This window comes from Bacillus sp. FSL R5-0431, from assembly GCF_038002985.1.
Lineage (GTDB): Bacteria > Bacillota > Bacilli > Bacillales > Bacillaceae > Bacillus.
Genome location: NZ_JBBOOG010000001.1, coordinates 1,942,664 through 1,961,482, shown reverse-complemented (window position 1 = coordinate 1,961,482; position 18,819 = coordinate 1,942,664). Strand labels below are relative to the sequence as shown.

15 protein-coding genes, 1 other RNA gene and 1 riboswitch are annotated in these 18,819 nt (G+C 41.7%); all 16 genes read left to right on the top strand.

Annotated features, from left to right (window positions below; genetic code table 11):
• Positions 1-99 precede the first annotated feature (99 nt).
• The 16 genes from MKZ03_RS09755 to MKZ03_RS09680 all read left to right on the top strand — a co-directional run bounded on the left by MKZ03_RS09755 (position 100) and on the right by MKZ03_RS09680 (position 18,809).
• Positions 100-2,346 carry a DEAD/DEAH box helicase gene (locus tag MKZ03_RS09755; protein WP_341031684.1) on the top strand — a complete coding sequence of 749 codons (2,247 nt, stop codon included), beginning with the start codon at positions 100-102 and terminating at the stop codon, positions 2,344-2,346.
• Between the two features lie 24 nt (positions 2,347-2,370).
• Positions 2,371-3,618 (top strand): ribonuclease H-like domain-containing protein, encoded by a 1,248-nt coding sequence (locus MKZ03_RS09750; RefSeq protein WP_341031682.1) that lies wholly within the window; start codon positions 2,371-2,373, stop codon positions 3,616-3,618.
• Positions 3,619-3,933: 315 nt separating this feature from the next.
• Complete coding sequence (cotD, locus tag MKZ03_RS09745) at positions 3,934-4,173, top strand: spore coat protein CotD (RefSeq protein WP_034661015.1); 240 nt, start codon at positions 3,934-3,936, stop codon at positions 4,171-4,173.
• 49 nt (positions 4,174-4,222) lie between these two features.
• On the top strand, positions 4,223-4,765 hold the full coding sequence (locus tag MKZ03_RS09740) for a DUF1273 domain-containing protein (protein ID WP_170938393.1): 543 nt from the start codon (positions 4,223-4,225) through the stop codon (positions 4,763-4,765).
• A 75-nt stretch (positions 4,766-4,840) separates the two neighbouring features.
• Positions 4,841-5,146: a cell division regulator GpsB gene (gene gpsB, locus MKZ03_RS09735; protein ID WP_307499814.1), complete on the top strand. Its 306-nt coding sequence runs from the start codon at positions 4,841-4,843 to the stop codon at positions 5,144-5,146.
• A gap of 61 nt (positions 5,147-5,207) precedes the next feature.
• Positions 5,208-5,591, top strand: an RNA gene (gene rnpB, locus MKZ03_RS09730) — RNase P RNA component class B.
• Positions 5,592-5,699: 108 nt separating this feature from the next.
• Complete coding sequence (locus MKZ03_RS09725) at positions 5,700-6,854, top strand: THUMP domain-containing class I SAM-dependent RNA methyltransferase (protein ID WP_334749490.1); 1,155 nt, start codon at positions 5,700-5,702, stop codon at positions 6,852-6,854.
• 108 nt (positions 6,855-6,962) lie between these two features.
• On the top strand, positions 6,963-7,160 hold the full coding sequence (locus MKZ03_RS09720) for a hypothetical protein (protein ID WP_034661010.1): 198 nt from the start codon (positions 6,963-6,965) through the stop codon (positions 7,158-7,160).
• Positions 7,161-7,234: 74 nt separating this feature from the next.
• Positions 7,235-9,172: an ATP-dependent DNA helicase gene (locus MKZ03_RS09715; protein WP_334749488.1), complete on the top strand. Its 1,938-nt coding sequence runs from the start codon at positions 7,235-7,237 to the stop codon at positions 9,170-9,172.
• A gap of 127 nt (positions 9,173-9,299) precedes the next feature.
• A complete protein-coding gene (locus tag MKZ03_RS09710; RefSeq protein WP_034661008.1) occupies positions 9,300-10,805 on the top strand; it encodes a carboxypeptidase M32 in 1,506 nt (501 codons plus the stop codon).
• A gap of 137 nt (positions 10,806-10,942) precedes the next feature.
• Positions 10,943-11,042: riboswitch (purine riboswitch) on the top strand.
• A 118-nt stretch (positions 11,043-11,160) separates the two neighbouring features.
• Positions 11,161-11,745 carry a xanthine phosphoribosyltransferase gene (gene xpt, locus MKZ03_RS09705; protein WP_034661972.1) on the top strand — a complete coding sequence of 195 codons (585 nt, stop codon included), beginning with the start codon at positions 11,161-11,163 and terminating at the stop codon, positions 11,743-11,745.
• On the top strand, positions 11,742-13,061 hold the full coding sequence (pbuX, locus tag MKZ03_RS09700; RefSeq protein WP_066030745.1) for a xanthine permease PbuX: 1,320 nt from the start codon (positions 11,742-11,744) through the stop codon (positions 13,059-13,061). The genes xpt and pbuX overlap by 4 nt, the downstream gene beginning before the upstream one ends.
• 236 nt (positions 13,062-13,297) lie before the next feature.
• Entirely contained in the window at positions 13,298-14,398 is a 1,101-nt protein-coding gene (locus MKZ03_RS09695) for a type III polyketide synthase (RefSeq protein WP_307499811.1), read from the top strand.
• Positions 14,395-14,904: an isoprenylcysteine carboxyl methyltransferase family protein gene (locus tag MKZ03_RS09690; RefSeq protein ID WP_341031676.1), complete on the top strand. Its 510-nt coding sequence runs from the start codon at positions 14,395-14,397 to the stop codon at positions 14,902-14,904. Before MKZ03_RS09695 ends, MKZ03_RS09690 begins: the two co-directional genes overlap by 4 nt.
• Positions 14,905-14,968: 64 nt before the next feature.
• Positions 14,969-15,076 (top strand): Fur-regulated basic protein FbpC, encoded by a 108-nt coding sequence (gene fbpC / locus MKZ03_RS09685; RefSeq protein ID WP_306172627.1) that lies wholly within the window; start codon positions 14,969-14,971, stop codon positions 15,074-15,076.
• 133 nt (positions 15,077-15,209) lie between these two features.
• A complete protein-coding gene (locus MKZ03_RS09680; protein ID WP_341031675.1) occupies positions 15,210-18,809 on the top strand; it encodes a dynamin family protein in 3,600 nt (1,199 codons plus the stop codon).
• Positions 18,810-18,819 lie beyond the last annotated feature (10 nt).

The window sequence follows — 18,819 nt, the reverse complement described above, 5'->3', positions numbered from 1 at the left end:
AACACTTCAAAGTATTTGCTCATAGGCTGCGCATCAAAAAATTGCCGCCTAGTCATGCAAACAAATATTCGGTACACTATGTAAGAGAGGTGATGCGATATGAAAAAGAAAACAATGAACGAACTCATAGAAGAATTAAAGAAAGACGAACAGGTAGAACATTGGCATGAAATTGATGCGAAGCCTGCACAGACCTCTCCGGTTCCTGAAAGAGTGAACGACAGGCTGAAAAAGGCGCTTGAGAAACGAGGCGTGAGCGAACTCTACATTCATCAAAAGGAAGCCTTTGAACGTGTGATGGATGGAGATCATGTGGTAACCGTCACACCAACAGCTTCAGGTAAAACGCTTTGCTACAATCTGCCTGTCCTTCAGTCGATCGCAGAAGATCAGACAAGCCGCTCCCTTTATTTATTCCCAACAAAAGCGCTCGCACAAGATCAAAAAAGTGAACTTAACGAGATCATCCACGAGATGGATGTTCCGATTCATAGTGAAACATATGACGGAGACACCTCTCCGGCCATTCGGCAGCGAGTCAGACAAGCAGGACATATTGTCATCACAAACCCGGATATGCTGCATTCAGCCATTTTGCCTCATCATACGAAATGGGTCAGCTTGTTTGAGAATTTGAAGTATATTGTCATTGATGAGCTTCATACATATCGAGGTGTATTTGGCAGTCATGTGGCCAATGTGATTCGCAGGTTAAAACGAATTTGTGCATTTTATGGAAGTGAACCGGTTTTTATTTGTACTTCCGCAACGATTGCGAATCCAAAAGAGCTAGCGCAGCAGCTAACGGGGAGTAAGGTGCATCTGATTGAACGAAACGGGGCACCTAGCGGTAAAAAGAATTTTGTGTTTTACAACCCGCCAGTTGTGAATAAACCATTAAATATTAGACAAAGTGCCGCCACTGTTGTCAATCAATTGGCAAAAACTTTTTTGAAAGAAAAAATCCAAACGATTGTTTTTGCTAGAAGCAGAGTAAGAGTTGAAGTGATTTTAAGCCATATTCAAGAGCTAGTGAAAAAAGAGATCGGTCCAAAATCGATTCGTGGATATCGCGGAGGCTATTTACCAAAAGAGCGGCGAGTGATTGAAAAAGGATTGAGAGAAGGAGACATTCTAGGTGTGGTCAGCACAAACGCACTAGAATTAGGAGTGGATATAGGTCAGCTAAAGGTCTGTATCATGACAGGGTATCCTGGCAGTGTAGCGAGTACATGGCAGCAGGCAGGACGAGCTGGAAGGCGTCATGAGGAAGCACTCATAATTATGGTGGCAAGCTCCTCACCTCTTGATCAATATATTGTCAGACACCCTGAATATTTCTTTAACAGGCCGCCTGAAGCTGCCAGAATCAACCCTGAAAACCTCATTATCTTAGTGGATCATCTAAAATGTGCATCCTACGAGCTTCCGTTTCGGGAGGATGAACAGTTTGGCGGCATGGAGGTAGAAGAGATTTTGCAATACTTACATGAGGAAGGTGTTCTTCATTTTAGCGGGAACCGGTATTATTGGTCAGATCAATCGTTCCCAGCGCATGGCATCAGCCTCCGGTCTGCAAGCCAGGAAAATGTGGTGATTGTGGATCAATCAGATGTGGCGAATGTTCGGATTATTGGAGAGATGGATCGATTCAGTGCGATGACGCTGCTTCATGATGAAGCCATTTATTTACACGAAGGGGTTCAGTATCAAGTGGAAAAGCTAGATTACGAGCATCTGAAGGCTTATGTGAAACAAGTAGATGTAGAATATTATACAGACGCGAATTTAGCTGTTCAACTTAAGGTGCTTGAAATCGATCAGACGACAGAGAAGGAAGCCGTATCTGTTCACTACGGTGATGTGACTGTCAACGCAATGCCGACGATTTTTAAAAAAATCCGGCTAAGTACCGGTGAAAATATCGGCTCTGGACCAATTCTCTTGCCGGAAGAAGAAATTCATACGAGTGCTGCTTGGTTTGAATTACATGAAGCAGAGCGGAGATTTGAAGAGAAAACACTTGAACAGCTGCTGCTTGGCATCGCAAATGTTCTTCAGCACATTGTACCTGCTTTTGTGATGTGTGACCGTTCTGATATTCATGTTGTTTCACAAATTAAAGCGGCACATACCGGAAAACCGACGGTCTTTTTATATGACCACTACCCTGGCGGAATCGGCTTAAGCAAGGAAGTACAAGCTCGTTTCGATGAAATAGCAGGCGCAGCCATTCAGCTGATTGAGCGGTGCCGCTGTGAAAATGGCTGTCCATCCTGCATTGGCATGGAAATGAAAGAGGTGAGCGGAAAAAGCAGCATCGTTGAATTGATGTCCGTATTTTAAGGGAAAGGAGGGGGACAACTGCTCATGTCTTTAAAAGGGAAATTAAACAGAATGAAGAAGCACCTATCGCACAATCAGACACATGAAAACCGGCAGAAAACTTTAGAAGGACAACCACAGCCTGTGACTTCAGAAAATATCCCATTTTTAAAAGAATGGGAAACATTAGGTGTATCTCCTTATCACTTTGAGGATTCCTTTTGTCTGATTCGGGAAGTCGCATATTCATTAGAAGATCAGCATGGGCGCTATTCGTTTGCGGAACTGCCGAAGATCATCGAGGCATGGAACGAAAGCGGCATCCAGCATTCGCTATCGGCTAAAGGGTACGAGCCGCACGAGCTGTTTTTCTTTGATACAGAAACAACAGGATTATCTGGCGGTACGGGAAATATGATTTTCTTGCTTGGACATGCACGTGTCTTTTCCGACAAAGTGGTGGTGAAACAGCACCTGCTCACCAATCCAGGAAATGAAGCGGCTCTGTACAAAAGCTTTCTCGATGAAGTAAACGTAGAATCATTGGTTACATATAATGGTAAATCGTTCGACTGGCCGCAAGTGAAAACGAGACATACGCTCTTACGAGATCAAATCCCTGCACTGCCTGAATTCGGACATTTTGATCTTCTGCACGGATCTAGACGATTGTGGAAGCATAAATATGAACGAATGGCGCTATCCGTTGTGGAAAAAGAAGAGCTGCACGTGCATCGTGAAAACGACACGCCGGGGTTTTTGGCACCGATGATTTATTTTCATTTTTTAAAGGAACAAAATCCGAAGCTGATTGAAGGGATCTTGACTCATAATGAACTAGACGTATTATCGTTAATCAGCCTCTACATTCATCTATCCAAAAAAATACTATCTGAGGATGCGGTAAAGGAACACAAGGAGAAGTATGCGCTCGCCAGATGGCATCTTGCTCATCGTGATGTACAGGAAGCAACGAAGCATTTGCAAAAATTAACGGATGCTGATTTTGAGCATGCGAATCAGGCGTCTTATGATCTTTCCTTACAATATAAACGACAAAACGAGTGGGATGAAGCGGTTCAAATATGGGAAAAATTATTTAAATCAAGCGATGTCCATTTAGCATTAAAAGCGGGTATAGAGCTTGCGAAGTGTAAAGAGCATCGTCAAAAAAATGCAAGGTCAGCTCTATCCATCACTGAATCGTTATTATCTTTCTCATCGTTAAGTCAGCGAGACACGGAAGAACTTGAGAAGCGAAAAAAACGTCTCTTGAGAAAAGCTGGGCAATGAACATTATTGCCCGGGAAAGCGCAAAACATGACAACGTTCGGCTCTCGGCCGAAAATAAAAATTGTTTAGCACTTTTATTGTAGAAAAGTCACGAATCCTGTAAAATAACGTTAGATATTGAATGAGGAGCGTAGAGCATGTATAAGGGTCTTTTCTACTTGTTTTTTCTTGTTGTCATTTTGGTCGCTTTTGTGTTTTCAAACTATAAGGATGTTTTTCTTGCAAACTTTTAAAATAGGTTAATGCATTAGTACATGTACACCTCTTAATTCATACATTGTTAATGTAAGAAAATTAAGGAGAGGGGAATGCTACATGTACCATCATCATCATCATTGCCAGCCGAATGTTACACAGCCAATTGTTCATCCGACGAATCATTGCTGTACACACAGCGATTCAACAACAATTGTGCCGCATATCCATCCGCAGCATGTGACAAATGTTCACCATCAAAATTTCAAACATGTTCACTACTTCCCGCATACGTTTTCTCAGGTGGACCCGGCAACACATCAACACTTTAACTGCGGTGGACCTTGCTGTAACAGATAAAGTGAAATGGGACTTTTAGAAGTCCCTTTTTTTAAAAGCAGGTGAAAAAATGAAAATTATTGCTGTCACAGGGTACAAGCCATTTGAGCTTGGGATATTCAAACAAGACGAGCCTGCACTTCAATACATAAAAGCGGAGCTTCAAAAAAGGCTGACAGCCCTGATTGAAGAAGGCCTGGAATGGGTTCTCATATCAGGCCAGCTTGGGGCAGAAATCTGGACTGCCGAAGTGGTATTTGAGCTTCAAGAGGAGTATCCAGCGTTAAAACTGGCCGTCATTACACCATTTTATGAACAGGAAGAGCGCTGGAATGAACAAAACAAAGAGTTGTATGAAGGGATTCTTGCACAGGCCGATTTTGTAGAAAGTGTCACGCATAGACCGTATGAAAGTCCGGCACAATTTAAACAAAAGAACCGTTTTTTTATTGAAAAAACAGATGGCCTTCTCGTCCTTTATGATCCTGAGCATGATGGCTCGCCAAAGTACATGATCAAAGAAGCGGAAACCTATACCGATTACCCCATTATGTACATCACAATGGATGATTTGAGAGCGCAAGTTGAGGCAGAAGATCCGTTTTTTGACTAAAAGCAAGAGAAAATTTGACAACGTCACGTATTTCTGAAAAAATATACTATGAATTCACGATATGAGGTGAAAAAGATGCTTGCTGATAAAGTAAAGCTTTCTGCGAAAGAAATTTTAGAAAAAGAATTTAAAACAGGTGTCAGAGGATACAGACAAGAAGAAGTCGATAAATTTTTAGATATGGTCATTAAAGACTATGAGACATTCAACCAAGAAATCGAAAAGCTTCAACAAGAAAACCTCCATTTGTCTAAACAGCTTGAAGAAGCCGTTGAGCAAGGAAAAAGACAGCCTGCACAGTCTAATACAACAAACTTTGATATTTTAAAAAGACTATCTAACCTTGAGAAACACGTTTTCGGCAGCAAACTTTATGATTGAGCCTTGCTGAAAAAAGCTTGTGCCTGATGTCATTGTCGTTTATAATAACGATTATTGATTAACGTTCGGGTAATCGCTGCAATGCTTTTAGACATTGCAGAGGAAAGTCCATGCTCGCACGGTGCTGAGATGCCCGTAGTGTTCGTGCCTGGCGAAAAAATAAGCCAGGGCAGCCTGGGAAAGGCTGACGGCAGGAAAAATGCCTACGTCCTTTTAGGATATGGCAAAGTATCCTTGAAAGTGCCACAGTGACGAAGTCTCACTAGAAATGGTGAGAGTGGAACGCGGTAAACCCCTCGAGCGAGAAACCCAAACTTGGTAGGGGAACTTTCTCAAAGGAACCAAACGGAGAGAAGGACAGAGTATTCTGTAGATAGATGATTACCACCTGAGTACGAGGCATTTGCCGTTTGCAGTACGATGGAACAAAACATGGCTTACAGAACGTTATATCCGTTATTATAAACATGATGAAAACAAAGCTCTCCTATTCAACATATGGAGAGCTTTTATCTTGAATACATAAAAGGACGAGAAAACAGGTGATAAAACAATGAAAACCTATACACTCATCGCAACAGCTCCAATGGGAATTGAAGCGATTGTTGCAAAAGAAGTAAGAGACCTTGGCTATGACTGCACAGTAGACAATGGAAAAGTGATTTTCGAGGGGGATGCTCTTGCGATTTGCCGTGCGAACCTTTGGCTGCGTACAGCAGACCGGATTAAGGTACAAGTAGCTGAATTTTCGGCAAAAACATTCGATGAGCTGTTTGAACGGACGAAGGCGATTGACTGGTCCGCTTTTTTACCGAAAAACAGCACGTTCCCTGTCATCGGTAAATCTGTGAAATCACAGCTTGCCAGTGTGCCGGATTGTCAGCGTATCGTCAAAAAGGCGATCGCGCAAAAGCTCATATCCTCTTACAACATACAGTCTGAATGGCTTGAAGAAACAGGACCTGAGTATAAAATTGAGGTTGCCCTTTTAAAAGATAAAGCTGTGCTCACGCTTGATACATCTGGTGTGGGTCTTCATAAACGAGGGTACCGTACGGATCAAGGCGGAGCACCTATTAAAGAAACCCTTGCGGCTGCACTCGTGCTATTAACAAACTGGACACCTGACCGTCCGTTTGTTGACCCTTTCTGCGGGTCAGGAACAATCGCTATTGAAGCGGCCATGATAGGACAAAACATTGCCCCAGGATTTAACCGGGAATTTGCGTCCGAGTCATGGGAATGGATTGGTGAAGACGTTTGGAACAAAGCGCGTCACGAAGTGGAAGAAAAAGCAAACTATGATCAGCCGCTCCACATTATTGCAAGTGATATCGACCATCGGATGGTAGACATTGCACAAATGAATGCTGAAGAAGCTGGTCTAAGTGAATTGATTCAATTTAAACAAATGCAAGTGAAAGACTTTCAAACGAAAGAAGAGTATGGTGTGATTGTCGGAAATCCGCCTTACGGAGAACGACTCAGTGATAAACCAGCTGTTGAAAAAATGTATCAAGGAATGGGCGAAGCATTTAAGAGCCTAGATACTTGGTCCATTTACATCTTAACGTCACACGAAAAGTTCGAAGAGTGCTTCGGCAGAAAAGCAACGAAAAAGAGAAAACTGTTTAATGGTTTTATTAAAACAGACTATTACCAATATTGGGGAAAACGCCCGCCTAGAAAACAGACAACTGAATCATAAAAAAAAATGGTCACACCTATAGAAGGTGTGGCTTTTTTATCGCAGAAAGGTATAAACCTTCACGGGACGGAATAAACTGAACTTGATTTTAAAAAAAGAGGTGTCTCCATGATACAATATGATCAATTTCAGTTAATCCAAAAAGCACTCGCTTCGACTGCTCAAAAAATTGAAGGGCAAGAAGGTGGACAATCTGCTCAGCTGACAGCAGCCATCGAAGATTTAGCGCTTGCTCAGGCTTACATAGAGCGTTCAGAGCATGCATTTTTAATGAAAGAAACCTATCAACATCGTTTGCGGTCGTAAAAAAGATTGTCATTCCCCTGCATAAATGTTACTATTGAATGTCTGAATGATTCAAAAGTTGGGGGTTGAAGCAGGTGACAGCATCTCGTTTGCCTTTTTCATTATCAAAAGAACATAATTTTTACGAAGAACTGGGCAACTGGATTGGTGATGTGTTCTATGACATTTTGCCAGAAAAGGGCTTTGATCTTCGAGATGAACAAATATTTATGGCTTTTCAACTAGAAAGAGCCTTTAAAGAAAAAAGTGTGATGTTTGCCGAAGCTGGGGTAGGCACAGGCAAAACCATTGTCTATCTATTATTTGCGGTCACATATGCAAGGTATACAGGGAAACCTGCGATTATTGCATGTGCAGACGAAACGTTAATTGAACAGCTGGTGAAACAAGAGGGTGATATCTATAAAATTGCCAATCACCTTGATATTCAAATAGATGCGAGATTAAGTAAATCGCATGACCAATATTTATGCTTAAAGAAACTAGAGAAAACCATGCAGCGTGAAGATGATGAGAAGTGGCTCGATATTTATGAATCGCTTCCTTCATTTGTTCATGAATCACATGGCATGCAAAACTTTTATCCGTATGGTGATCGAAAAGAGTATCCAGAACTATCAAATGATGAATGGTCACGCATTGGCTATGACTCGTTTCAAGACTGCTTGACGTGCGATATGCGTCATCGCTGCGGTCTGAATTTATCAAGAGATCATTACCGGAAAGCAACCGATCTCATCATCTGTTCTCATGATTTTTACATGGAGCATGTGTGGACGAAGGAATCCCGCAAACGCGAGGGCCAGCTTCCGCTGCTTCCAGAACATAGCTCCGTCGTATTTGATGAAGGGCACCTTCTTGAATTTGCCGCACAAAAAGCACTGACGTACCGAGTGAAGCAATCAATGCTCGAAACATTTTTAGAGCGCCTGTTGCAAAACGATATACGTGAAGAGTTTGCCGAGCTCGTTGAAGATGCACTAGCCACAAACGATGAGTTCTTCTATCTCTTAAAAACACATGCCAAAGAAATCAAGGGCTCGCATCGACTTGAAATTGGACGTGTGGATGAAGTGAAGCGGTCTGCAAGTGAATTGTGTGATTTGCTTGAAAAAATCGGAGAAGCACTCGTGTTTGAATCAGAGATGTATACAATCGATCAATACGAATTGTCTGTTGTGGAAGAGTACATTGAACAAATGGCGTATTCTCTGTCGCTATATCAAAAAAATGCGATTAGCTGGCTTGAAAAGCAGGAGTTAGATACGACATTTGTTGTGATGCCAAAGACAGTCGCAGAGGTGCTTGGTGAAAAAGTATTTTCGCAAAAAAGACCATACATTTTCTCTTCTGCTACATTGTCTGAAAATCAATCCTTTGATTATTTAGCTGAAAGTCTTGGGATCAAAGATTATTTATCAATGAGTGTCGCTTCTCCGTATGATTACGATGAGCAAATGAAGATTTATTTCCACGGGATTCAGCAGCTTCAAGAGCAAGAGGCAAAAGGACAGCAAGTGATCACTGAGCTGAAAGAAAACGGAGGACGATCTCTGATTTTGTTCCCTTCATTTGATGAACTTCATTTCTTTAGAAAGCAGCTTGAGGCATCGGATGAATCACTGCCTTTCCACGTGTATTTTGAGGGAGACGAGGAAATCAGCACGATTGTTCAAAAGTTCCAAGCAGATGAGACATCCGTGTTATGCTCTGTTCACCTTTGGGAAGGGCTGGATATTCCAGGACGATCACTAACAAATGTGATCATCTGGGGACTTCCTTACCCGCCTCATGATCCGGTATTTGAGGCAAAACGGAATGAAGCAAAGGATGCTCGTGCTGAAGTTGACCTTCCGTATATGCTGCTGCGCTTGCGACAAGGTATTGGAAGGCTGATTCGGACAAGCCAAGATGCAGGAACCATTCATATTTATTTTGACCGTAAGGAAGATACAGAGCTTCAAAGTAAAATTCAATCCGTTCTACCAGTCAAGCCAATCATCATATCTTAAATAACGCCCGAACGAAGAAAAGAGGAGGATACCATCTGAGTATCCTCCTTTTTCATTGACAAAAGAACATTCCTTGAAGTAGCCTTGAAACGTACATACATATTTTATTGATTGGGGGAACAAACGTATGAGTCTTGAAGCAAAAGAGAAAGCGTTTTATCAATTACTAGGAAAAATCGCCCATTATACGGAGGCGCTCCATTTACTTTATTGGGACTCTAGAACACAGGCGCCTAAAAAAAGCGCCGATTTCAGAGCTGAAACGATCGGTCAATTATCAAGTGATATTTTTAATATGAAGACTTCTGATGAAATGAGAGATCTTCTTCACGCATTAAACAAACATCGAGATGAGCTGTCAAAAGATACACAAAAGGCGCTCGAATTATCACAAAAAGAGTATGATGAAAACAGCAAAATTCCGAAAGAAGAATTTAAAGAATACTCGATTTTGCAATCAAAAGCAGAGCATGTCTGGGTAGAAGCAAGGGAGAAATCAGACTTTTCACTCTTTGCACCATACTTAAAACAGCTCATTGATTTTAACAAGCGCTTTATTCAATATTGGGGCGTGAAACAAACGCCATACGATGTGCTACTCAATAACTATGAGCCAGATATGACGGTTGAACAGCTCGATCAAAAGTTTGGTGCACTTCGTGATGCCATTGTTCCTCTCGTGAAAAAAATCGAAGCCTCTCCTCATAAGCCGGATACTTCATTTTTATCGAAAAGCTTTCCGATCGACAAACAAAAGGAACTGAGTCTCTTCTTCTTAAAAGAATTGGGGTATGACTTTGACGCAGGACGTCTGGATACAACGGTTCATCCGTTTGCTGTGACATTGAGCAGAGGGGACGTTCGTGTGACGACCCGTTATGATGAGCATGATTTTCGGATGGCGATCTTTGGCACGATTCATGAGTGTGGTCATGCCATCTACGAGCAAAACATTGATGAGGCACTGAGCGGAACGCTATTATGTGATGGCACATCAATGGGGATCCATGAATCACAGTCTCTTTTCTTTGAGAATTTTATCGGCAGACATGAAGATTTCTGGAAAACGTATTATCATAAGCTGCAAGAAGCGTCTCCTGAGCAATTTAAAGATGTCTCTTTAGAAGACTTTGTGCATGCAGTGAATGAATCGAAGCCGACTTACATTCGAATTGAGGCAGATGAACTGACGTATCCGCTTCACATTATCATCCGCTATGAAATTGAAAAAGCGATTTTTAATGAAGAAGTAGCAGTTGAAGACCTGCCTGCACTGTGGAATGAAAAATATAAAGCGTATCTTGGCATTACGCCTCCTAATGATGCACTCGGCATTTTGCAGGATGTTCACTGGTCTGATGGAAGCTTTGGATATTTCCCTTCATATGCGCTTGGTTATATGTATGCGGCGCAACTAAAGCACCAAATGATCAAAGATTTACCGAATTTTGATGAGCTGATTCAAAATGGGTCTTTTGCACCGATAAAAGAATGGCTCACAGAACATGTTCACCAGCATGGAAAACGCAAAAAACCATCTGAAATCATTCAAGATGCGACTGGTGAGGAATTAAATGTGCAATATTTAATCGATTATTTAACAGATAAATATACGAAATTGTATTTATCTTAAATAAAAGGCACCCTTTGCTCAGAAGGGTGCCTTTTTTGATGCTTGAATATTCTAAAAACGAACGTTTTGATCTGATCTATTATTTAAGTTCGGTATTTTTCTGGAAAAGTGCTTTCCAAGCGTCTGAAATCTTGTTATAATTTGAACACTATAACACTCATATAATCGCGTGATGATGGCACGCAAGTTTCTACCGGACACCGATACGGTCCGACTATGAGTGAGCAAAATGAAACAGCTCTTGTTTGAGCTGAAGATCCGTGGATCGTTTTCGCATTGCTTGCTCCTCATGGACAGCAATGCTTTTTTTATGCAAAAAATTAAAATGTTTGCCAATATGCTGGGAGGAAGAATGATGGAATTGTTACGTCAAAAAATTGAGAACGAAGGAATCGTTCTGTCAAATCAAGTGTTAAAGGTAGATGCCTTTTTAAATCATCAAATTGATCCTGTGTTAATGCATGAGATCGGGCAAGAGTTTGCTAGATTATTCAAGCATGATGGCATTACAAAAATTGTCACAATCGAATCTTCTGGCATTGCACCTGCTGTGATGGCTGGACTAGCTCTTCAAGTACCAGTTGTCTTTGCTCGAAAACGTCAATCACTAACACTAACAGATAATCTATTAACAGCGAGTGTGTACTCTTTTACGAAAAAAGTAGAAAGCACGATCGCTGTTTCAAATACGCATCTCAGTGAAAAAGATTGTGTATTAATCATTGATGACTTTTTAGCGAACGGTGAAGCCGCTAAAGGGCTTGCTGCAATCGCAAAGCAGGCGAAGGCGAAAGTAGCCGGATTTGGCATTGTCATTGAAAAGTCATTTCAGCCCGGAAGGAATGCGCTTGTTCAAATGGGCTACCGCGTCGAGTCCCTTGCACGTATTGAATCACTTGAGGAAGGGAAAGTCACGTTTGTACGGGAGGTACAATCATGAGTGCCGCTAAAAAAGCCAAAACGCTCTCGCTAGGGATTCAGCATGTGCTGGCGATGTATGCAGGTGCCGTTCTTGTGCCGCTCATTGTGGGAGATGCGCTCGGCCTCACCCCTGCACAGCTGACTTACTTAATCTCGGCAGATATTTTCATGTGCGGGGCTGCCACGCTCCTTCAAGTTTGGAAAAACCGTTTCTTTGGTATCGGTCTGCCTGTTGTATTAGGCTGTACATTTACTGCGGTTTCTCCTATGATTGCGATTGGCTCTAAATACGGGATTTCGTCTATCTATGGAAGTATTATCGCTTCTGGGTGTATCATCATTCTTCTTTCCTTTTTCTTTGGGAAGCTTGTGAAATTTTTCCCGCCTGTTGTGACTGGGTCTGTCGTCACCATTATTGGTATTACCCTTATTCCAGTAGCGATGAACAATATGGCAGGAGGAGAAGGAAGTGCAGATTATGGTTCTTTTGAAAATCTAGGCCTCGCTTTCCTTGTGCTGTTTATCATTGTGCTGCTCTATCGATTCACAAAAGGTTTTATGAAGGCGATCGCTATTTTAATCGGTATTCTCCTTGGGACAGCAGTCGCTGCATTTATGGGGAAAGTGGAAACAGCTGAGGTGGCGAACGCTCAAGTTTTCCGCATGATTGAACCATTTTATTTCGGCATGCCTACCTTTGAATTTGCACCCATCATGACGATGACGTTAGTAGCCATTGTGTCATTAGTCGAATCAACAGGTGTTTATTTCGCATTAGGTGATTTAACAAACCGGTCATTAAAAGAGAAGGATTTAGCGAAAGGCTATCGCGCAGAGGGGATTGCTGTTTTATTAGGTGGTATTTTCAATGCCTTTCCTTACACAGCCTACTCGCAAAACGTTGGGTTGATCCAGTTGACAGGAGTCAAGAAAAATCAAGTCATCGTGGTGACAGGAGCATTGCTCATGTTATTTGGACTTTTTCCTAAAATTGCTGCATTTACGACGATTATTCCAAAGTCAGTTCTTGGCGGCGCAATGGTCGCCATGTTTGGGATGGTCATTGCCTACGGTATTAAAATGCTCTCGCGCGTAGATTTTGCCAAACAGGAAAACCTACTAATTGTTGCGTGCTCAGTTGGGATCGGCTTAGGTGTCACCGTCGTGCCGCAAATGTTTGAGCATCTGCCAGAATCGATGAAATTATTAACAAGTAACGGAATCGTGGCCGGCAGCTTTACCGCTATTTTGCTTCATATTATTTATCACATGATTCCATTTAAAAAAGAAACAGGGCAGGATCTGATAGAAGAACCTAAGCAATCTGTTATGTAAACACCTCTCATTAAGAGGTGTTTTTTTTGCATAAAAAAAGCAGGTTCGCTTGGCTTGGAACGAACCTGTGAAGGAGGAAAACTACATCATGTTTTCAACTATATTATCCAATATTTATCAATTGTCGTCAAGACAAAAAGTTAGACGGAGGAAAATGTTTTGACTGAATTGTGACGATTTGGCATGTATATCCTTTTTTCGATAGGGGATATTAACCAAAAAAAGAGGTGAAGCCGATGGCGTACATTCTTTCAGTTGGAACGAGTCTCCCAAAGCATCACGTGGATCAGAAAACAGCTGCTGAATTTGCTAGGTCTCAATTTAAACGATCGTTTAAAGATATTGATCGGCTGCTGAGAGCTTTTCAAAATGGAGAAATTCAGAGCAGGCAATTTGTACAGCCCATTGAATGGTATCAGACGCACCACTCTTTTGAAGAGAAAAACAATATCTATTTGGAGAAGGCACTGGCTCATGCAAAAGAAGCGATCTTACATTGTCTTCAAGAAAAGGCGTTTCTGAAAAAGTCGATCCCGGTTGAAGAGATCGATGCACTGTTTTTTATTTCAAGTACCGGCTTATCGACCCCAAGTCTTGATGCAAAGCTGATGAACGTACTTCCTTTTTCTCCTTATACGAAACGAGTACCGATCTGGGGGCTAGGGTGCGGGGGTGGTGCGTCAGGGCTGTCTCGGGCTTATGAATATATAAGGGCATATCCAGAAGCAAAGGTGCTCGTCGTTGCCTGTGAGCTGTGCAGTTTAACCTTTCAGCCGCAAGATCAATCAAAAAGCAATTTAATCGGCACCTCCTTATTTGGAGACGGGACGGCTGCGGCTCTTTTAGCTGGAGAAACGGCTGCACTAGAATATGCCCATTTAAAAACAGTCCCTAAAGTACTAAGTACACAATCCGTCACGATGAAGGATTCTGAGGATGTGATGGGCTGGGAATTTACAAGTGACGGCTTTCGGGTTATTTTCTCCCGTGACATTCCGTCTATGATTTCAGGCTGGTTAAAAGAGCAGGTGGATCGATTTTTAGAGGAGCTTGGATGTTCAACTAAAGACTTATCCGTTTTTCTTGCCCATCCTGGAGGAAAAAAAGTGATTGATGCCTATGTTGAAAGTCTATCTTTACGAGAGGATCAGCTATTTTCTTCAAAAGAAGTACTCAAACAACACGGAAATATGTCCTCTGCCACAGTTTTGTATGTCATCAAGCATTTCCTTGAACATCAATCAGCTGAAGCGGGGGATATTGGCCTTTGCGGGGCGCTTGGTCCAGGCTTTTCCTCAGAGCTGCTGCTTATGAAATGGGAGGAGGTCTTGTCATGATCATTTGGCTGGTCATCGGTTTCTTCGTTTGTCAGCGGCTCATTGAAATGATTGTGGCCAAAAGAAATGAAAGAAAAGTAAAAGCGATGGGTGCCATTGAATTTGGTGCTAGTCATTATCCCTATATGGTCGCTATGCATACGGCCTTTTTTCTCTCACTCATAGTTGAGATAGGGCTTTTACATAAGGGGCCGTCCCGGTATTTTCTTGTGCTGCTCCTTTTCCTGATGGCTACACAGGTCATTCGATACTGGGCATTATGCTCCCTTGGGACGTACTGGAATACGAAGATTTTAGTCGTGCCAAACGCAATGATTGTAAAAAAAGGGCCGTATCGCTGGTTGAAACACCCTAACTATGTAGTCGTGGCGATTGAGCTTTTGCTGATCCCGCTATTGTTTGAGGCGTATGTCACTGCCATTTTGTTTACGTGTTTAAATGCATGGATGATGGTTGTAAGAATTCAAACAGAGGAGAAAGCGTTAAATCAGTATTTGCTAAATTAATATTGAAAATCATTATCAATTGTGCTACACTTTCATTAATGATAAACATTCTCAATCATGAAGGATGGATGGTGATCACATGACAATGATTTTCTTACTCGGTACGGTGTGTGTATACAGCCTATTAATTGGCTTCGTATTAAAAGGTGTCTCCAAAAAATCTGCTTCCTGATCTCAGTCAATTGCGACTGATCGGGCAGCAGATTTTTTTTATTTCCTCAGATCAGAAGAAAAATCTCTTTATTTTGTGTAAAATGGTATCACATACATAACTGACTTTTCTAAAAACAAAGGGGTTTATCGTCATGAAAGATTTGTCTATTCGAGATTCGCTCGTTCAAACTACAGGAGCTTTATATCAAAGCTTTCTCAAAAGGGATGATCATGAGCGCGCAGCCAAACTTGCATCGATTATCAAAAAGGAAGCAGAAGAAGAAGTGTATATCGCATTTACCGGCCACTATTCAGCTGGAAAGTCATCACTTGTGAATCATCTGCTTCATGATCACATTTTGCCAACGAGCCCAATCCCAACAAGTGCAAACTTGGTCGTCGTGAGGAAAGGGGAAAGTGAAGTGCAGCTTCACACCTCTGATGGCCGTTTTGCAAAAATGAGCGGTTCTTATGATAAAGAAGCAGTACAGCGTTTTTGTAAGGATGGAGAACAGATTGAGATGGTGGAAATTAGCGGTGACTATAGAGGACTGGAAGGAAAGGTGGCACTGATTGATACGCCAGGAATTGATTCAACGGATCATGCCCACTTTTTGTCTGCTGCCTCTATTCTTCATCAAGCAGATGCTCTTTTTTATGTCGTTCACTACAACCATGTTCATTCTGAAGAAAACATTCGTTTCATTCGTTCCATTAAAGAAAAAGTGCCAAATCTTTATTTCATCGTGAATCAAGTGGACCGGCATGATGAGCATGAGACAGCATTTGAAGACTACAAAAATCAAGTGATTGACATGCTCCTTAAAGAGGGCATTGAAGAAGATCATCTATACTTTACATCTGTAACCGATGAGACGCATCCAAGAAATGAAATGATTCGTTTAATCAAAAAACTGCAAGAATTACAGACGTTGCCGAAAGCATCACTTCGGGCTTATACGGAGCAAAAAATTGAGCATGTTTTAAAAGAACACATTGACTCGTTAAAAGAAGAGCTGCAAGGTGAAGAGCTTGAGTCGCAGCTTCAAGAAAAAAGAAAAGAAGTAAAGGAATTTGAAGCGAAAAACCACTTCATTGAAAATGGAGCAAAACAATTAGAAGATGAAGTATCTTCTGAAGTCGAGAGCATCTTAAAAAATGCCAACCTAACTCCATTTAAAATGAGGGAACTCGCAAGCGACTATATTGAATCAAAAGCACCTGGCTTTAAAGTGGGACTGCTTTTTGCTAAAAACAAAACTGAGCTAGAAAAAGAAAAACGGGCAACCGACTTCTTAGCAGATGTCAAAGCGAGGATGAAAGCTGAAGTGGACTGGCATATTGCTGAGCTGCTTAAAAAAGAAGTCAAGAAGCATCAGCTTGGTGAAGAGTTATTAAATCAAGTGATGGCATTTGAAACACCTGTGCAAGAAGCACTCCTTGAAAGTGTGATTCATCATGGTGCGACGTTCTCCAATGAATACGTACTGCAATATGCAAAAGATGCTGGCGAAGCCTTGAGAAGACAGGCAAAACAGAAAGCGATGACACTGATTGAACAAATGTCTGAGTCGCTGAAAGCCCAGCTTATGAAAGATAAAGCAAAACATCAAGAAAAATGGGACCAGTCTGCAAAAGAACTCCAAACGCTCGAGCAGTGCATCGAAAAAAATGAACAAATGAAACGAGATATTCAGCATGTATGGGATATATGGCAAAACGGAACGGATGAACAGATCGAAGAAGATTGGTTTTATGCGAAAAAGAGGCGAATGCAGCATGATCAGCTAAAGCAGGATCACGCGCACATTCATCCCGAAGGGAGTGGGCAAGAAAAAGCGCAGAAGCAGATAGAGCAACATCAAATGCGTCAGTCACAGCGTGTCACGACGGCACAGTCAATTGACCAGTTTGAACAGCTTTCTCAGATTTTATTGCCATTAGACGCTCTCAAATCTCAAAGAAAGTCCTTTGAAAAACGAACAAAACGGCTGCAAGCGAAAGAATTCACACTCGCTTTATTTGGGGCTTTTAGTTCGGGGAAATCTTCCTTTGCAAATGCCCTTGTTGGGAGAAAGGTACTGCCATCCTCTCCCACGCCAACAACGGCAACGATTAATAAGCTGACGCGACCGACGGAAGATCACCCGCATGAAAGTGTAAAAGTGGTGTTCAAAACAGAACAGGATATATTAGAGGAGCTCAATCAGATCCTCGGATTTTCGATCTCAGAAGAAAAGGGAGAGACGTTTACATCCAAGCTCGAACGAACGCTGAAAAAAAGACAGCTTGAACAAGATCACCGCATCATTGTTGAACATTTTTTACAAGCGCATACACGTTTCCTTCATCACATTACTAAGCAAACGCCGCTTCATGTCACTCTTCAAGAACTGAGGCCATATGTGGCGGAAGAAGCTGTTTCTTGTGTGGTGAAGGAAGTGACGGTGTATTTGAGTACACCTTTAACAGATAAAGGGCTGACTATTGTTGATACACCAGGCGCCAGCAGTATGAATAAGCGCCATACAGAGATTGCCTTTCAATATATGAAGGACGCAGATGCTCTTCTTTATTTAACTTACTACCAGCACTCTTTCTCGAAGGCAGATCGGTCATTTTTACGTAAGCTTGGGCTTGTAAAAGATTCATTTAGCATGGATAAAATGTTCTTTATTATCAATGCAGCTGACCTCGCAAAGGATCAAGCAGAGCTTGACACCGTCTTTGACTATGTGAAAAATGAGCTCACAAAAGAAGGCATCCGAAACCCAAACCTTCATCATGTGTCCAGTAAGGAAGAAATCGAAGGAAAGGGAGAGACAGCTTATAATCAATATGCAAAGCTTAGAAAACAGCTCGACTATTTTATTGAGGAAGAATTAACGAAAGATGCGATCGAGCTTTTGTATTTTGAAGCCGGCAGGTTATGTAGCACAGTCGACAAGCTGCATGCGACACTGCATCAGTCAGAAGATGAGAAGCAAGCGGAAAAGAAAAAGATAGACACATCCTATGAAGCGATTCTTGATCAAATGAGTCATATCAAACAATCTAAGCTAGTGACAGAAAGTGTGAAAAAGGACTTACATGAACAGCTCTATCATATTGTGCAGCGCCTATCACTATTTGCGAATGATCTGTTAAAGACAGTCTTTTACCCTGGAATATCTCAAGGAGACTTCAGGCAGCAGTTGAAAAAAGCGCTTGAACAGGCACTGAAGGATTATGAATTTGAATTTGTACAGGAGTTAAAGGCGCTTGATATCCGAATGGAATCGTTTATTCATCAATATTTCCAAGAGGAGTGGGAGAAAGGATTGCAGGTGGCAAGTGCAGAAGACCCCTACTTTTCTCTCACACTCTCGCCGCCAGAAGAGAAAAATGCTGAGCTGAAACAAATTGAAGTCGAAGCTGAACTGACGCCATTCGAACCGCTCTTAAAGAAGCAAAAATCAGGGAAAGTTTTCTTTGAACAGAATGGAAAGGCTGCGTTCATTGAAGCGATTCGAGATATTCTTCATCAGTTAACCACGAAATGGGCAGATAAAGAAAAAGAAGAATTACTGAGCAGGTACGACACAATGGTGAAGACCTTTACTGAAAGATATGAAACAGAAGCGCTCGAGCAGCTAAGTGAACAAAAACAAACATTTATCAAGGGCCTAACGACAGATGCCAAAGAACAGGCGGTGATTGAACAAGTATATGAACAAACAAACGAATGGAAGAACCAGTTGAAAACCATTTGATTCATGGTAG

What these genes read in the sequence shown, in the direction of transcription:
- MKZ03_RS09755 (WP_341031684.1), top strand. Translation starts at nt 100, where the DNA reads ATGAAAAAGAAAACAATGAACGAACTCATAGAAGAATTAAAGAAAGAC.
- MKZ03_RS09750 (WP_341031682.1), top strand. Translation starts at nt 2,371, where the DNA reads ATGTCTTTAAAAGGGAAATTAAACAGAATGAAGAAGCACCTATCGCAC.
- cotD (WP_034661015.1), top strand. Translation starts at nt 3,934, where the DNA reads ATGTACCATCATCATCATCATTGCCAGCCGAATGTTACACAGCCAATT.
- MKZ03_RS09740 (WP_170938393.1), top strand. Translation starts at nt 4,223, where the DNA reads ATGAAAATTATTGCTGTCACAGGGTACAAGCCATTTGAGCTTGGGATA.
- gpsB (WP_307499814.1), top strand. Translation starts at nt 4,841, where the DNA reads ATGCTTGCTGATAAAGTAAAGCTTTCTGCGAAAGAAATTTTAGAAAAA.
- MKZ03_RS09725 (WP_334749490.1), top strand. Translation starts at nt 5,700, where the DNA reads ATGAAAACCTATACACTCATCGCAACAGCTCCAATGGGAATTGAAGCG.
- MKZ03_RS09720 (WP_034661010.1), top strand. Translation starts at nt 6,963, where the DNA reads ATGATACAATATGATCAATTTCAGTTAATCCAAAAAGCACTCGCTTCG.
- MKZ03_RS09710 (WP_034661008.1), top strand. Translation starts at nt 9,300, where the DNA reads ATGAGTCTTGAAGCAAAAGAGAAAGCGTTTTATCAATTACTAGGAAAA.
- xpt (WP_034661972.1), top strand. Translation starts at nt 11,161, where the DNA reads ATGGAATTGTTACGTCAAAAAATTGAGAACGAAGGAATCGTTCTGTCA.
- pbuX (WP_066030745.1), top strand. Translation starts at nt 11,742, where the DNA reads ATGAGTGCCGCTAAAAAAGCCAAAACGCTCTCGCTAGGGATTCAGCAT.
- MKZ03_RS09695 (WP_307499811.1), top strand. Translation starts at nt 13,298, where the DNA reads ATGGCGTACATTCTTTCAGTTGGAACGAGTCTCCCAAAGCATCACGTG.
- MKZ03_RS09690 (WP_341031676.1), top strand. Translation starts at nt 14,395, where the DNA reads ATGATCATTTGGCTGGTCATCGGTTTCTTCGTTTGTCAGCGGCTCATT.
- fbpC (WP_306172627.1), top strand. Translation starts at nt 14,969, where the DNA reads ATGGATGGTGATCACATGACAATGATTTTCTTACTCGGTACGGTGTGT.
- MKZ03_RS09680 (WP_341031675.1), top strand. Translation starts at nt 15,210, where the DNA reads ATGAAAGATTTGTCTATTCGAGATTCGCTCGTTCAAACTACAGGAGCT.